At 44.2% G+C, this 14,412-nt stretch carries 21 protein-coding genes; 12 read left to right on the top strand and 9 right to left on the bottom strand.

Going from position 1 to position 14,412, the window contains the following annotated elements; all coding sequences use genetic code 11:
- Positions 1-40 precede the first annotated feature (40 nt).
- The 8 genes from AC0IYG_RS19925 to AC0IYG_RS19890 form a co-directional block, all read right to left on the bottom strand.
- A complete protein-coding gene (locus AC0IYG_RS19925) occupies positions 41-235 on the bottom strand; it encodes a hypothetical protein (RefSeq protein ID WP_471712837.1) in 195 nt (64 codons plus the stop codon).
- A gap of 4 nt (positions 236-239) precedes the next feature.
- Positions 240-350: a hypothetical protein gene (locus tag AC0IYG_RS19920; RefSeq protein ID WP_471712836.1), complete on the bottom strand. Its 111-nt coding sequence runs from the start codon at positions 348-350 to the stop codon at positions 240-242.
- Complete coding sequence (locus AC0IYG_RS19915) at positions 313-795, bottom strand: polyphosphate kinase 2 family protein (RefSeq protein WP_471712835.1); 483 nt, start codon at positions 793-795, stop codon at positions 313-315. Before AC0IYG_RS19915 ends, AC0IYG_RS19920 begins: the two co-directional genes overlap by 38 nt.
- A 141-nt stretch (positions 796-936) precedes the next feature.
- Positions 937-1,098: a non-canonical purine NTP pyrophosphatase gene (locus tag AC0IYG_RS19910; protein ID WP_471712834.1), complete on the bottom strand. Its 162-nt coding sequence runs from the start codon at positions 1,096-1,098 to the stop codon at positions 937-939.
- On the bottom strand, positions 1,064-1,516 hold the full coding sequence (locus tag AC0IYG_RS19905; RefSeq protein WP_471712833.1) for a non-canonical purine NTP pyrophosphatase: 453 nt from the start codon (positions 1,514-1,516) through the stop codon (positions 1,064-1,066). The genes AC0IYG_RS19910 and AC0IYG_RS19905 overlap by 35 nt, the downstream gene beginning before the upstream one ends.
- Before the next feature lie 83 nt (positions 1,517-1,599).
- Positions 1,600-1,770 carry an FKBP-type peptidyl-prolyl cis-trans isomerase gene (locus AC0IYG_RS19900; RefSeq protein ID WP_471712832.1) on the bottom strand — a complete coding sequence of 57 codons (171 nt, stop codon included), beginning with the start codon at positions 1,768-1,770 and terminating at the stop codon, positions 1,600-1,602.
- Complete coding sequence (locus AC0IYG_RS19895; protein ID WP_471712831.1) at positions 1,764-2,501, bottom strand: FKBP-type peptidyl-prolyl cis-trans isomerase; 738 nt, start codon at positions 2,499-2,501, stop codon at positions 1,764-1,766. The genes AC0IYG_RS19900 and AC0IYG_RS19895 overlap by 7 nt, the downstream gene beginning before the upstream one ends.
- A 55-nt stretch (positions 2,502-2,556) precedes the next feature.
- Positions 2,557-3,528 carry a DHH family phosphoesterase gene (locus tag AC0IYG_RS19890; protein ID WP_471712830.1) on the bottom strand — a complete coding sequence of 324 codons (972 nt, stop codon included), beginning with the start codon at positions 3,526-3,528 and terminating at the stop codon, positions 2,557-2,559.
- Between the two features lie 267 nt (positions 3,529-3,795).
- Between AC0IYG_RS19890 and AC0IYG_RS19885 the strand changes: the two genes are divergently transcribed.
- The gene (locus tag AC0IYG_RS19885) at positions 3,796-4,215 is read left to right on the top strand and encodes a nucleoside-diphosphate kinase (RefSeq protein ID WP_471712829.1); all 420 of its coding nucleotides are present in this window, start codon (positions 3,796-3,798) and stop codon (positions 4,213-4,215) included.
- 68 nt (positions 4,216-4,283) lie between these two features.
- Here the strand turns inward: AC0IYG_RS19885 and AC0IYG_RS19880 are convergent, their stop codons facing one another.
- Complete coding sequence (locus AC0IYG_RS19880; protein WP_471712828.1) at positions 4,284-4,793, bottom strand: fasciclin domain-containing protein; 510 nt, start codon at positions 4,791-4,793, stop codon at positions 4,284-4,286.
- A 95-nt stretch (positions 4,794-4,888) separates the two neighbouring features.
- Here AC0IYG_RS19880 and AC0IYG_RS19875 point away from each other — a divergent pair, with 95 nt between their 5' ends.
- The 11 genes from AC0IYG_RS19875 to AC0IYG_RS19825 all read left to right on the top strand — a co-directional run bounded on the left by AC0IYG_RS19875 (position 4,889) and on the right by AC0IYG_RS19825 (position 14,405).
- Complete coding sequence (locus AC0IYG_RS19875) at positions 4,889-5,524, top strand: 3-keto-disaccharide hydrolase (protein ID WP_471712827.1); 636 nt, start codon at positions 4,889-4,891, stop codon at positions 5,522-5,524.
- 127 nt (positions 5,525-5,651) lie between these two features.
- On the top strand, positions 5,652-5,840 hold the full coding sequence (locus AC0IYG_RS19870) for a carboxypeptidase-like regulatory domain-containing protein (RefSeq protein WP_471712826.1): 189 nt from the start codon (positions 5,652-5,654) through the stop codon (positions 5,838-5,840).
- Between the two features lie 58 nt (positions 5,841-5,898).
- Positions 5,899-7,812 (top strand): TonB-dependent receptor plug domain-containing protein, encoded by a 1,914-nt coding sequence (locus AC0IYG_RS19865; protein WP_471712825.1) that lies wholly within the window; start codon positions 5,899-5,901, stop codon positions 7,810-7,812.
- A gap of 31 nt (positions 7,813-7,843) precedes the next feature.
- Positions 7,844-8,503, top strand: a complete 660-nt coding sequence (locus AC0IYG_RS19860) for a hypothetical protein (protein WP_471712824.1) — start codon at positions 7,844-7,846, stop codon at positions 8,501-8,503.
- Between the two features lie 2 nt (positions 8,504-8,505).
- On the top strand, positions 8,506-9,111 hold the full coding sequence (locus AC0IYG_RS19855; protein ID WP_471712823.1) for a pentapeptide repeat-containing protein: 606 nt from the start codon (positions 8,506-8,508) through the stop codon (positions 9,109-9,111).
- Between the two features lie 11 nt (positions 9,112-9,122).
- Complete coding sequence (locus tag AC0IYG_RS19850) at positions 9,123-9,971, top strand: sensor histidine kinase (RefSeq protein WP_471712822.1); 849 nt, start codon at positions 9,123-9,125, stop codon at positions 9,969-9,971.
- A complete protein-coding gene (locus AC0IYG_RS19845) occupies positions 9,955-10,737 on the top strand; it encodes a LytR/AlgR family response regulator transcription factor (RefSeq protein ID WP_471712821.1) in 783 nt (260 codons plus the stop codon). Before AC0IYG_RS19850 ends, AC0IYG_RS19845 begins: the two co-directional genes overlap by 17 nt.
- A gap of 320 nt (positions 10,738-11,057) precedes the next feature.
- A complete protein-coding gene (locus AC0IYG_RS19840) occupies positions 11,058-11,810 on the top strand; it encodes an isoprenyl transferase (RefSeq protein WP_471712820.1) in 753 nt (250 codons plus the stop codon).
- Between the two features lie 15 nt (positions 11,811-11,825).
- Complete coding sequence (locus AC0IYG_RS19835) at positions 11,826-12,329, top strand: hypothetical protein (RefSeq protein ID WP_471712819.1); 504 nt, start codon at positions 11,826-11,828, stop codon at positions 12,327-12,329.
- 31 nt (positions 12,330-12,360) lie between these two features.
- A complete protein-coding gene (locus tag AC0IYG_RS19830; RefSeq protein WP_471712818.1) occupies positions 12,361-13,584 on the top strand; it encodes a BamA/OMP85 family outer membrane protein in 1,224 nt (407 codons plus the stop codon).
- Positions 13,569-14,405, top strand: a complete 837-nt coding sequence (locus tag AC0IYG_RS19825) for a BamA/TamA family outer membrane protein (protein WP_471712817.1) — start codon at positions 13,569-13,571, stop codon at positions 14,403-14,405. Before AC0IYG_RS19830 ends, AC0IYG_RS19825 begins: the two co-directional genes overlap by 16 nt.
- Positions 14,406-14,412 lie beyond the last annotated feature (7 nt).

The raw sequence follows: 14,412 nt of genomic DNA, 5'->3' as shown, positions 1-14,412 counted from the left end.
TTTTTTGTGTCTTATGCTTCCGGATCGTTTTGCGCATTGATCACATCAATAAAATGACGAAATCTTCAGTCCGCTCCGGACCAGATTCAGGATAGGACATATCCATCTTTTTCAACTCTTCCACGATGATCTCCGACACCACCAATCTGAGATTCTTTTTGTCATCAGCCGGAATTACAAACCAGGGAGATTTCTTTGTCGCAGTGTTCGAAATGCAGTCCTGGTAAGCCTTCATCTGTTCATTCCCACTGGCCGCGCACTTGAACGTCCTGCTCCTCAAACTTCCAGTTTTTCGACGGATCTTCAATGCGTTCAATAAGCCTCGAGAAGCCCGCTCCTTCTAGACGCATTCAGGAAAAATTTAATTACCCTGATGCCGTTTCTATAAAGATATTTTTCCAGGTTCCGAATGTCCGAATAGCGATGTTTCCAAAGCTTATCCATGTCTTCCGTAAGCTCTGCCGGCAGGCGTTGAGACTGCGTAATGATCTCCGGATTCACTTTTGCGACGAGCACTTCTACGTAATAACTTCTGTTGAAAATCGTAATTGTGCCCCGCTGAGGCAGCACAAGATTGCTTCGCCAAAGGAAATCGTGTCCAAGCTCAGTTTCCGTCGGACGCTTAAATGAATGTATTTTCACGCCCACAGGATTTACGCCCGCAAGCACATGTTTTATTGTGCCATCCTTTCCCGCAGCATCCATCGCCTGAAATATCACGAGCAAACCATAACGGTTATGCGCATACATCATGCTTTGCAGCTTGTCCAGCTCTTTTGCCATATCCAGCTGCATGGCCTCATATTCGTCCTTATCCTTATAAATATCCTTAAAACGGGTCTTTGCCTTTTCAAGCTCAAATTACTGCGTCCCGTCAACGCGGTAATCGTCTGAATTGAAGTCGGACATATGGTTGGCTGTTTGTGTGAAATTACATTACAATGGCTGTTTCAAAAACTCGACCAGTCGCACAAAGGCACGTGCGCGGTGGCTTAACTGGGACTTTTCTTCCAATGTGATCTCTGCAAATGTGCGATCGTCGCCATTTCGGATAAAAACGGGATCATAACCAGAAGCCATTTGTGCCACGTCTTTCATTGATAATGTCTCCTTCGACAGTTCCTTCAAATTGCTGGTAAACACCATTAATAACGAGCGTAATCACCGTCACAAAGCGCGCAGCTTTGTCTTCTTGATCTGCCAGTTTTTGAAGAAGTAAAGCAATGTTATCATCCGAATTGCGCTGCGGGTCTGCATAGCGTGCTGAATAAACGCCTGGTTCACCGTTCAAGGCTGTCACTTCCAGTCCGGTGTCGTCCGCAAAGCAGTTGATCGCATAGTTATCCCAGACAAATTGTGCCTTCGCCAGTGAGTTTTCAGCAATCGTTTCAAAAGGTTCCGGAATATCCGTATCGCAGCCAATGTCGGCTAATGTGACCAGTTCAAATTGATCACCCAGCAATGCCTGGATCTCCCTGAGTTTATTAATGTTGTTGGTGGCAAAGCAAAGTTTCATTCCCTTAATAATTTGTTCAAAATGCATTTTACACAAAAAAACGGCCACTCTTGTGAAGCGGCCGTTGAATTAAATCATATTCATTATCTTGTTGGAGGACCTTGTGGTTGAGCTGGCGCTTTTCCAAAATCGATCAGTTCAACGTCGAAAAGTAAAACTGAATTTCCAGGAATTGCTCCTGGCGATCCTTCGGCTCCATAAGCCAGTCCGGATGGAATGATCAAAGTGCGTTTGCCGCCTTTTTTCATCAGCATAATGCCTTCTTCCCGCAGCCTGGAATGACCATTCCAACACCAACCTGAAAATCGATTGGAGGTCTTCCACCATTTTTCGAGCTGTCAAATACTTTTCCGTCCAAAAGCTTTCCTGTGTAATGCACTTTCACATTGTCACCCGCTTTTGGGCTGTCACCCGTTCCAACCACTTCGTCAACATAAGTCAATCCTGATGCAGTTTTCTGTGCTTTTGCTTTAAGATTGTTTTTAGCAAGATAATCCTCGATCACTTTTGCGTCGATTGTTTTTTGCTTTGTTCCAGCTTCTGAAAGTTGCTTTTGGAACTCCTCAGAAGTCAATACGCTAACCACTTTCACTGTGAAATTAAGATCAGATCCTTTTTTGATCATCGGAGGCATTGGCTGTCCGATTTTCGCAAACATTGTGTCTGCATTGATCATAATTTTTGCGCTATCGCCTGTCGCAAGCAAAGCAAGTCCTTCTTCAAAGCTGCCTTTGTATTGTGGAGCTTGCAAAACCATTTTTTGCGGTGTGCCTTCTTTGTATGTGTCACGAAGTGTAGAGTCGCTTCCGTTTTTCAAAACAAAGTGGAAAGTCATAATGTCTCCCAATTTCGCTTTTCTTGCGTCGTCTTCGTGTTCAAAGATTTGATATTTCAGACCTGAGTCAGTAACCTGCGTCTTATATTGGTTGCAAGCGGCTGCGAGAATAGTTATGCCCATCGCATAACCGATTGTTTTAAAGTTCATTGGATTGTGTTAATTGAAAAAAATATTTGGTGAATTTTGAAGTTAAAATTTAAGATTAGTCAACGTTCGAAAGTGCTTGTTGGTATGAAGGCAGGATACTTAAAAATGTAGCAACTGTTTCATCCACTGTTTGTTCTGATCTTCCGCCTGATGCATTTTTGTGCCCGCCACCATTGAAATGTGCACTTGCCAAATCCCTCACCGAGAATGTTCCCACAGAGCGGAAAGAGATTTTGACCTCGCCTTTTCTTTCAATAAACATAGCCGACATCACCACATTCTCAACCTGCAATCCATAGTTTACAATTCCCTCGGTTTCACCCGTGCTGGAATTGAATTTCTGTAATTCAGCTTCGGTCAAAACCATGTATGCAGTTCTGTATTGCGGTAAAACCACCAGTTTTTGCGAAAGAACATATCCCAGAAATTGCAGGCGGGATAGGGGAGCATTATCGTAAATCAACCGGTGCACGCGGCTGGAATCGAATCCAGTCAACATTAAGTCAGCAACGGCCAAATGCACTTCGGGAGTCACATTAGCATGTCTGAAAGATCCGGTGTCGGTCATGATTCCGGCATAAAGACATTCTGCCATTGGAATGTCAAAAACCTCGTTTGTCGGTAAACCTGCTTCCAATTCCTTAATCAGCGCGTAAATCAGTTGCGCAGTGGCAGCAGCATTCGTATCCCAGATCATCCATTTCGCGAAATGTTCAGGTTCCAGGTGATGGTCAACCATTAATTTCGGCGCAGCAGCCTCTTCAACCACTTTTCCCAGATCTTTAAGGCGGGAAAGCGCTGAAAAATCCAGACAGCAGATCAACGTTGCCTGCTCGATTTTTTTCTTGCATTTGGAATGGTCGCCTGGTTTTTCATAAACCAAAACATGCTCAATTCCAGACAGCCAGCGCAGATTTGCAGTATATTCTGTCGGACTGATGACGGTAACTTCGTGGCCTTTTTTGATTAAATAACTAGCCCAGCCAAGCGATGATCCAAGCGCGTCAGCGTCCGGGTCACGGTGCATCGTAATGATGATTTTTTGGGGGATGGGAGAGGAAAGAGCTTAACTCTTCAACGGTTTGATTCACAGTCTACTTAATTCGAAAAGAAGAATATTTGGTTTTCATTGAGCCCACAAAATTAATAAAACTGTTGGGATTTGCTCAATGTTGCACCCGAAAGGCTGGTTATCAGGCTGTGATTTAACATGTACGACACGATCGCGGCGAAGGATCAAGGATATAAAACGAAAAATTGTAGTTTTGCTCCAAATTAAATTTCAGCCAGTCGTATGCCAACAAATAGAACATTCACAATGATTAAGCCGGACGCAGTTCAGGACGGCAATTCCGGAGCAATTATTAAAATGATTGAAGAGGCAGGATTTAGGATTGTAGCCTTGAAAAAAACGCAGCTTACGCCTGCTAACGCCGGAGCGTTTTATGCAGTGCACAAAGAGCGTCCATTCTACAATGACCTTTGCAAATATATGTCCTCAGGAGCGATCGTTCCGATGATTTTGGAAAAAGAAAACGCCGTTGCTGACTTCCGCACATTGATTGGCGCAACTAATCCTGCAAATGCAGACGAAGGCACAATCCGTAAATTGTTCGCAAAATCAATCGAACAGAACGCGATCCACGGTTCTGATTCTGACGAAAACGCAGCAATCGAAGGCAGCTTTTTCTTCGCTCAAACCGAGCAGTTATAAGCACTAAAAACATAAAAAGAATCGGCCCGGTTGACATTCAACCTGGCCGATTCTTTTTATATCAACTCTTATTTTACCAGCAGACTGTCAATGATGTGGATCACGCCATTTGCAGCGCCAATGTCCGGAACAACAATGTTGTTCTGATTAACAATCACTACGCTGTCCGTTTTGGTGAATGTAATCTCCTTACCAGTAAGCGATTTCTCCTTTCCGGCAATAAACTTGTTATAGTCAATCCTCTTTTTTGGAATGATGTGGTTTTGAAGGAATTTCCTGGAAGAATCAGCCGAGGAGCGTGTAACTTCTGCTGCACTGAAAATATTGGCTCTTCCGAAAGCCGCGTTATCAGGCGCGAAAAATGTAATGTCACCCGTTCTGAGGGCATCGGTCATTCGGGCCTCTGCTATAATTTCTTCTAAAATACTGAAACGATCATTTTCTATGATGACTTCTGTAATCGTTTTGCGCTTTACTATGTCATCATCGTCTTCCTTGCAAGAAATGATGAGCCCGGATGGCAGGACTGCAAGCAAAAAAAATGGTAGACAACGCCTTACAAAACGGTTTTTTTTCATAGCTTTCCCATTGGTTAATTTTCGTAAAACTAATGGAAAATGTATTTTGACGGAATGCAAACCAATATTTTTTTAATCCTAACCCCCAATTCCTTATGTTAAAATTTAGACAACTGGCAGTGCTTGCTGCGGCCGTTCTGCTGTTGAACTCAGCATTTTTTGTTTTTAAAGCACCCGTTCCCAGCCCTTTAAAAAAGCCCGTAAAATTATTTAACGGAAAAGATCTGACCGGCTGGAAAGTCAACGGAACCGAAAAATGGTTTGTAGAAAACGGTGAACTCATCTGCGAAAGCGGCCCGGACAAGCAATATGGTTACCTGACGACCAACAAGTTTTATAAGAATTTTGACCTGTCGCTTCAATTCAAGCAAGAGGCCAATGGCAACAGCGGCGTGTTTTTCCGCTCCACCGTGGACGGCACCAAAGTTTCGGGTTGGCAAGTGGAAGTTGCACCGCCAAACCATGATACAGGCGGCATTTACGAATCTTACGGCCGCAACTGGCTCGTTCAGATTCCCGACGAAAAAGAAGGTTTCCTGAAAATGGGTGAATGGAATACATTAAGGATCCGCGCAGAAGGCGATAATGTTAAAACCTGGCTGAACGGAAACGAAATGGTCGATTTTACTGACGCGAAGATCGGAGCTGGAAATGGCTCAATCGCGCTGCAAATCCACGACGGCGGCGGAATCAAAGTTCGCTGGAAAAACATCATGGTTGAAGAGCTTTAAGCAGAGTTCTTCATTCCCGCTCTGACGAAGTTCATACATTATAAATGAGCAGTTCGTCGGAAATAGCTTAACACGGGGCTTCATGGCCGATAGATTTGTGTCAACAAGAACACAAATGCTATTAGCCATGAAGCTTTTTTACTTTCTTATCTTTTTCACTTCGTCTTTCGCCTATGCGCAAAAGACGGTGAGCGGCAAAGTCACCGACAAAAAAGGAAATGCTTTGCCGGGTGCCAATGTATTTTTAAAGGGCACTTACGACGGCACCACCACGGACGCAAAACGGCACATTCACGTTTCAAACTTCCGAGAATGACACTGCAACGCTTGCCGCAACTTATGTAGGCTACGAAGTTTTTGAGCGAAAACTCGGGGTGAAAGACAATGCAACCGATCTCTCGATCAGGTTGGAAGAGCTCGCCAATGAGCTGAACACCGTCGTCATCACGGCCGGTGCATTTGAGGCGTCCGATGAAAAGCGGATGGCCATGTTAAAACCGCTCGACATTGTTACAACCGCCGGCGCCGCTGCCGACATTACCGGCGCCATGCAATTTTTACCCGGCGCTCAGCGCGTAGGCGAGCAGGAAGGTCTTTTTGTAAGGGGTGGATCAGGACTTGAAACCAAGGTTGTGATTGACGGAATGATCGTTCAAAATCCATTTTTCAGCTCATTGCCCGATGTCCAGTCTCGCGGCAGGTTCAATCCATTCATGTTCAAAGGCACTTCGTTCAGCACCGGCGGTTATTCTGCACAGTATGGGCAGGCATTGTCGTCCGTTTTGCTGCTTAACACAACAGACAAGGTAAGTAACAATGGTTTGGGAATCAGTTTGAATCTTGCGAATGCGGGGCTTAACTATGATTATGCAACCAAAAATCAATCCATTTCCGCAGTTGCTTATTATGGCAATCTAAAACCGCTTTTTGCAATGGTTAAGCAAAATGTGGATTGGTTACAGGCGCCTGAATTCAAAGGTTCGTCCTTAACCTATCGCCTTAGGCCAACGAAAAACGGTGTCCTCAAAATTTACGGAATGTATTCAGATAGTCATTTGAGTATGAATTCCAAAGATCCGTTAAGCGAAACCGGCAAAATGAAACTGACGCTTGAAAATAGAAATTCATTTATTACCAGCACTTACACGGACTCGTGGCAGGACGGGCGCTGGTCGCTCAACTCCGGCTTTTCTTACAGCCGTAACAATGATAACACCACGCTGGAACGCTTCAACTTCGACCGTTTTGATGAAAGAACGCAAGCCCGGATCGTGTTAAGTCGTTTGCTTTCAGGGAATAACACAATCTTATTCGGAGCTGAGGCACACGCAATCCGGCTGAAAAATGGATTTGACGGAAAAGTTTATGATCTGCACGACCGTTATACAGCAGCATTTGTCGAATCTGAAATCTACATTACGCGGCAACTGGCTGGTCGCATAGGGCTCAGGGCCGAACATTCTTGTTTGCTAAAAGACGCTAATGTTGCCCCGCGGCTTTCATTTGCGTACAAAACTGGAAAATACAGCCAGGTTTCGTTGGCGGCAGGGCAGTTTTACCAAAATCCTGATTACAAATATCTTTATACCAACAAAAACCTGGGCTTCGAGCGTGCAGATCATTTGATATTGAACTATCAGATCATTAAAAATCAGCGCACATTCCGGATTGAGACATTTTACAAAAACTACGCGCAGCTTGTCCGCGAATACACGGGACAGCGTTATGACGCAGATCCGTATCGCTTTCCGTGGGGCGCGACAAACAATGCTGGAAAGGGTTATGCAAGCGGTTTTGATTTTTTCTGGCGTGACCAAAAAACCATTAAAAACCTCGATTACTGGGTCACATATAGCTTTGTTGATTCTAAAAGGCTTTTTCAGCAATTCGAAAAGTCCGCGACTCCGACCTTTATTTCCAATCACAACATTAGCCTGATCACCAAAAAGTGGTTTGAAAAGATCACGACGAATGTCAGCATGACCTACGCTTTCACCAGCGGCAGGCCTTATTACAATCCAAACAACGAAAAATTTCTTGCAGACCGGACTGCGCCTACGCATAATGTGAATTTGCAGGCGAGCAAGCTTCAAAATATTCTGGGCAATCTGGTGATCTTCTACGCTTCAGTGGACAACGTGCTAAACACCAAAAATGTTTTCACTTACCGCTACACTCCCGACGGAAAATCGCGCTATGCGGTCGGTCCGCAGAGTTACAGGAGCTTTTTCGTCGGCATGCAGATCATGCTTTCAAAAAAAGCGAAGGTGACAAAAGATGACATTTAATCAATCATATCAATTCAAATCTCGATCAATCATGAAAAAGACAATTCTGACTGTTTTCGCCAGTCTCTTCTCCATATGCATGGTTTTGGCACAAAATGAAAAGTACACAAAGGCCATGACGGCCAACATTGACGCACTGAAAAACCTGGACAAAGCAAAACCGGATGCCAAAGCCCTTATCGAAATCGCCAATCAATTCGAGCGGATTGCCGCGGCTGAGCCCAAAGAATGGCTTCCAAAATATTATGCGGCATATAGCAATGTTACCCTGGGATTTGTTGTGCCAAGTCTGGAAGAAAAAGACAAGTATCTGGATAAAGCAGACGCCTTATTAAAAGAAGCGGAGACATTGGCTGGCAAGCCTAATGATGAGATTTTGGTAATGCGTGCTTTTCAGTCACAAATTCATCTTGCCGCAGATGCGATGAACAGATGGCAAACGGACGGAGAGAAATTTGCCGGATACATTTCGTCAGCCAAAACAGTGAATGCTGAAAACCCGAGAATCTATTATTTGGAAGCTTCCAGCCTGTTTTTTACACCGGAAGAATACGGAGGCGGCAAGAAAGCTGCCAAACCAATGCTGGAAAAAGCGGCACAAAAATTCGCATCGTTCAAACCTGAAAGCAGCATACATCCTGATTGGGGAAAAATGGAAACTGAATGGATGCTCGCTCAAAGTAATCAGTAACAATGCATTGTATCAAGCATATGAACGACAAAGGAACGAAGCGTTTGCGCATGACGGCTTCATCGCTGGATGGAAGGGATTTCAGTAATATGGACCTTGAAAATGCTGATTTTAGCTTTTCCAGCCTCAAAGACATCAATTTTGATGGAGCCAATCTCAGGAACGCAAAGCTTCGTTTCTGCGCCTTAGACCGGACGACATTCAGGAATTCAGACCTGCGCAATGCAGATCTTAGTTTTAGCAGCTTAACCGACGTAGATCTGACCGATGCAAAGGTTGAAGGTTCCAATTTCAGTTTCACTTCCCAGGAAAAATCATTCAGCTGGCGGGAGTTTAATCTGATCGGCATCATTCAAAATCAGGGCTGGATGGGCACATTGGTTGCTGTTATTATGGGAGCAACCGTTTTATACGGGATCAATGCCATCTCTTATTTTACCGCTGAAATTTATTTTACCGATGAGCCGGTCCGCATTAAGCTTTATCAATATCTGATTTCTCAGAACATTATTGCCGGCATCTTCACGATCTTGCTCACGCAGGGCCTCACATTGTGGCTCGATGTCTTCATCGCCCGCACATTTATCAAGCACCTTATTTATCGGTGATCGTGCTTATTATGAATAACTTAATGAGCATTGCGGTCTATTTTCTCTTCGGGGTGACGCTGGTCGATAATTACAGAGATCTTTATCCGAAGGAAGCTGCTCAGAACGCGCCTTGGTATTGGTATATGTGGGGGCCGATCATTGTTGCCAATCTTTTTTACTTTCTCAGCCGTGCTGGTAAGCAGATTTCGAGAAAAATGTCTGATCAGGAATTTCAGTTGCTGAATCTTGAAAAACTAAAAACCCGCGCTGAACTCGACGCATTGCAGGCACGCATTAACCCCCATTTTTTATATAATTCCCTGAACAGCATTGCCAGCCTCGTGCATGAAGATCCGGATAAGGCCGAGGAAATGACGCTTTTACTTTCCAAGCTGTTTCGTTACACGACGGGTAGGAAAACCAATGATTATTTTGATACAATAGAAAATGAGCTTGAAATGGTCGCGACTTATCTTCAGGTGGAAAAAGTCAGGTTTGGTGACCGGTTAAAATTTACTGTCGAAGTCACCGATCCGGCATTGAAAGAATTACACGTTCCTAAGTTTATTTTGCAGCCTATTGTCGAAAATGCGATCAAACACGGGATTTCCAGAATGGCAGAACAAGGGGAAATTGTGGTGAAGATTTATGAACAGGAAAGCTGGCTGCATTTGTGTGTGCATGACAACGGGCCCGGGTTCCCGGACACGATGGGCGCAGGTTACGGAATTCGGAGCATTCAGGACAAGTTGAAACTATTATATGGAGATGATGCCCGCCTGGAACTGCATAACGAGCCGCGCAAGTCGGTAAATATTTCCATTCGAAGAACAGCCATTGAACAAAATAACCAAACGAGCCATGCAGTTTCCGCTTAAAACGATCCTTATTGACGACGAACCACTCGCCCTGAGCCGCCTACGCAGACTTTTGGAGAAGCACAGTGATGTATTTTCTGTTGTTTCCGAGGCGAAAAACGGAGCCGAAGGACTGGTTGAAATTGACAAGTTCAATCCCGATGTCATTTTCCTCGACATTGAAATGCCGCTTTTAAATGGTTTTGAAATGCTTTCAAAACTAACCCGGATGCCGCTTGTGATTTTTTCAACGGCTTATGACCAATATGCGATCCGTGCTTTTGAAGAAAATTCCGTTGATTATCTGCTAAAGCCTGTTGAAAACGAGCGGTTAGTAAAGACCATTGAGAAGATCCGCAACATTATTAAAGCCGGTTCCAGTGCGCCCATTGGCGTGAATCCTTATTCAGAAAATCTGCTGAAATTGTTGGAAGAGATGAAGCCGAAGAAGGAAATTTTCTCACTGTCAGTCAAATCCGGCGACCGCATTCTCCTCATTCCGCTGACTGAGATCACCCATTTTGAAGCAGAAGAAAAATATGTGTTTCTAAATACACTGGATGGACAAAAATATCTGCTCAATTACACCTTGACGTCCCTCGAAGAAAAACTTCCCAACCAATATTTACGCGTCAGCCGTGCCGGGATTGTCAATTCTCATCACATCAAAGAAATCCAAAAGCATTTCAACAGCAAGTATGTCATTATCATGCGTGACCGCAAAGCTTCCCAGCTAACCAGCGGCAGCACTTACGGCGATGTCATCCGCCATCTTCTTGATAATTAATCGGGTTACTTCGCCCAATGACCCAAAATAATGATTTTGAAGAGGCCATACTTATTCCTAAATTGCGCCCTGATTTTAAATTCCATTACCATTTTTGAGGTTAATCAGCTGTTCATCAGGCGGTTTGAAGGCTTTTTAAGGAGTTCCAGGACGAAATATTTTTCAGTTTTCGACACAGAATCCTTCAATGCTGCGTATCGTGATGTACAAAGTGATCCCTTTTAAAAAAAGCGGGGTGATTTAAAATTCGGTCTGAATCGATAAGATCCTCGTTTGTAGTTTATTTGTTTTGTTAAAAAAGGTTAAAGGGGTCAGGAATAATGAAGGAGCTCATTGATACGGGCAATCTGCCAAAGCACATCGCCGTTATCATGGACGGTAACGGAAGGTGGGCCCAAAACCAGGGAGCAGCGCGCATTTTCGGCCATCGCAATGCGATTAAGGCCGTTAGAGAGGTGACGGAAGGTTGTGCAGAACTGGGTGTCGGATATTTGACACTTTACGCGTTTTCCACCGAAAACTGGGCTCGTCCTGAGTTTGAGGTGAGGGCTTTGATGGAATTATTGGTTCAGTCCATTAGTAATGAGCTTCCTACAATGCTCAAAAACAATGTAAAACTGGACACGATAGGCGACACGGAGAGTTTGCCACGCAGTTGCCGCAACACATTGGCAGAGGCGATCCAGGCAACCAGCCAGAACACAGGACTGAACCTGATCCTGGCATTGGGTTACAGCGGAAAATGGGACATTACCCAGGCAGCAAGGAAAATGGCAGAGGATGTAAGGAACGGATTGCTGACGCCCGCAGACATTAATGAAGAATTGTTGGCTGCAAATCTTGCAACAAAACAACGTCCCGAAGTTGATTTAATGCTCAGGACAGGAGGAGATCACAGGATTAGTAATTTCCTTTTGTGGCAACTTGCCTATGCCGAGTTATATTTTTATGAAGACCTTTTCTGGCCCGATTTCAGACGGCAGCATTTATATGAGGCGATCATTGCCTTTCAAAACAGGGAACGCCGCTTTGGCAAAACCGGTGAACAAATTAAAGCCAATAGTGCTAAGTAGAATAATATGAACCTTGTGAAAAATTTGAATAAATCATTAGCACATCTGAAAAGTATTTTTGCTTTAATACTGCTTTGCTGGTGTTTTTCGGCAGAAGCACAGCGTGTTGGACTGGGTGCGCCAGGAGCAGCGCCGTCTTCGGCAGCAGCGGGTCTGGGCATTGATCCGGCTAATCCCAAAGAATTTACTATTGCAGAAGTGACCGTTTCAGGAACGCAGTTTCTGGACCCAAACTCCATGATTTCTATTTCGGGTTTGAAGCCGGGAGATAAAATACGCGTTCCCGGGCCTGCAATCCCTTCTTCTATCCGTAAAATGATGGATTTTGGAACATTGAACGATGTCGAGATCATGGCCACCAAGGTTGAAGGTGAAAAAATCTGGCTTAACATTCACATTAAAGAGCGTCCAAGACTTTATAAGGTTTCCTTCTCCGGCATTCGTAAAGGAGAGCGTGAGACATTGAATGATAAAGTAAAACTGATCAAAGGCCGTAGTAATCACGCCGACTGTAATTAAGAACACACAGCTTGTTATCAAGAAATATTATATGGATAAAGGGTTCTACAACACCAAAGTAAAGGTGTTGCAAATCCCTGATTCAACGCGTGGACAGGCAACGCTTAACTTCACCATTACAAAAGGCAAGAAAGTTAAGATCGAGAAAATAGACATTGAGGGAAATACTGCGGTGAGCGACAAAATCCTCAAACGCAAAATGAAAGGCACCAAGCAAAAGAGAATCGGCCGTCTTTTCAATCCATCAAAATACATTCCGAAAAAATACGACGAGGATAAGGAAAAACTCATCGCATACTATCGTAAAAACGGTTACCGCGATGCCACGATCGAATTTGACTCCATCAAAAATGGCGACGAAACGATCAGCATTGTGATGAAAATCGATGAGGGAACCAAGTATTTCTATCGCGACATCACCTGGTCAGGAAACTATCTTTATACATCACAATATCTGAGCGACCGCCTGGGTGTGAAAAAAGGTGACGTTTACAATCCTGAAGAACTTGATAAGAAGATAAACGGGATTCCAGGAGCTGACGTAAGTTCCATTTATATGGACGACGGGTATCTTTATTTCCGCATTGAGCCTACTGAAAAAGCAGTAGAAGGCGATTCTATCGACGTTGAATTAAGAATGTTCGAAGGTAAGCAGGCAACGATTAATCGGATTTTGCTAAACGGAAACACAAAAACCAGCGACCGCGTTGTATTAAGAGAGCTTTTTACATTGCCGGGACAAAAGTTCAGCAAAACAGAAATTATCAACACGCAGCGTCAGTTATCCCAAATGGGCTATTTTGACCCTGAGAAAATCCAGATCAATCCGATTCCAAATCAACAGGACGGAACGGTAGACATCGAGTATACAGTTGAAGAAAAACCTTCTGATCAGATCGAGCTTTCTGGTGGATGGGGCGGTTACATCGGTTTTGTAGGAACACTTGGATTGGTTTTCAATAACTTCTCATTAAAGAACATTCCAAACCGCGAAACATGGAGACCATTGCCATCTGGTGACGGACAAAAATTGTCACTGCGTTTCCAAGCCAACGGAAAGCAATATCAAACCTATTCACTTTCGTTCAGTGAGCCTTGGTTAGGCGGTAAAAAGCCGATTAACTTCGGTGTTTCATTGCAGCGCACAGTTTACCGTATGACAGATTATCGTTCGATCTACGGGGAACAGGAAACATTGATTACCGCGGAGGTTACTTCAACAATGGAATCACGGTTTCATTGGGACGTCGTTTGAAAGAGCCGGATCGTAACCTTGTTATGACGCACTCGCTGTCTTACCAGCGTTATCGTCTGGACAGTCTGGACATTTTCCGGATCGGTTACAGCACGGGAGCTTCTAACAACATATCATTCAACACGACGATTTCAAGAAACACGCTGAGTGATTTCCAATTCCCTAGAAGCGGAAGCAACATTTCATTAAGCGGAACATTTACGCCTCCGTATTCTCTTTTGCGTAAGAAAGAGTTCACAGACAAGACAGACACTTACCGCTGGGTTGAATATCACAAATGGATGTTTGACGCAAGTTACTATGCGACCATTACTGGAAAACTGGTTCTGAGTGCGCGTACACACATGGGTTTCCTGGGTGCATATGGTGACAAAGTGGGTTACAGTCCGTTTGGCCGCTTCATTGTGGGTGGTTCGGGATTGGCAGGACAAGGCTCATTCTCCTTAGCAGATCAGGACATTATCGGTTTGCGTGGTTACCAGGATCAGAAAGTAGGACCGCAGAACGAACAGGGTTATCCGGCATCAGGAGGCGGTATCGTTTATAACAAATACGTTATGGAGCTTCGCTATCCGGTTTCGCTTAATCCGCAGGCGACCATTTTTATTCTTGGTTTTGCAGAAGGCGGTAACAACTGGGGCACATATAAAGAATTCAACCCATTTGACCTGAAACGTTCTGCGGGAGTTGGTGCACGTATATTTATGCCAGCTTTCGGACTTCTCGGGATTGACTGGGGATATGGATTTGATAAAATTCAGGGAGAATCGAAACGCAGCGGACCACAATTCCATTTTACGATTGGTCAGCAAATCAGATAATATAATA

It is taken from the genome of Dyadobacter sp. AC419 (assembly GCF_979253085.1).
This window is presented reverse-complemented; position numbering and strand designations above follow the sequence as displayed.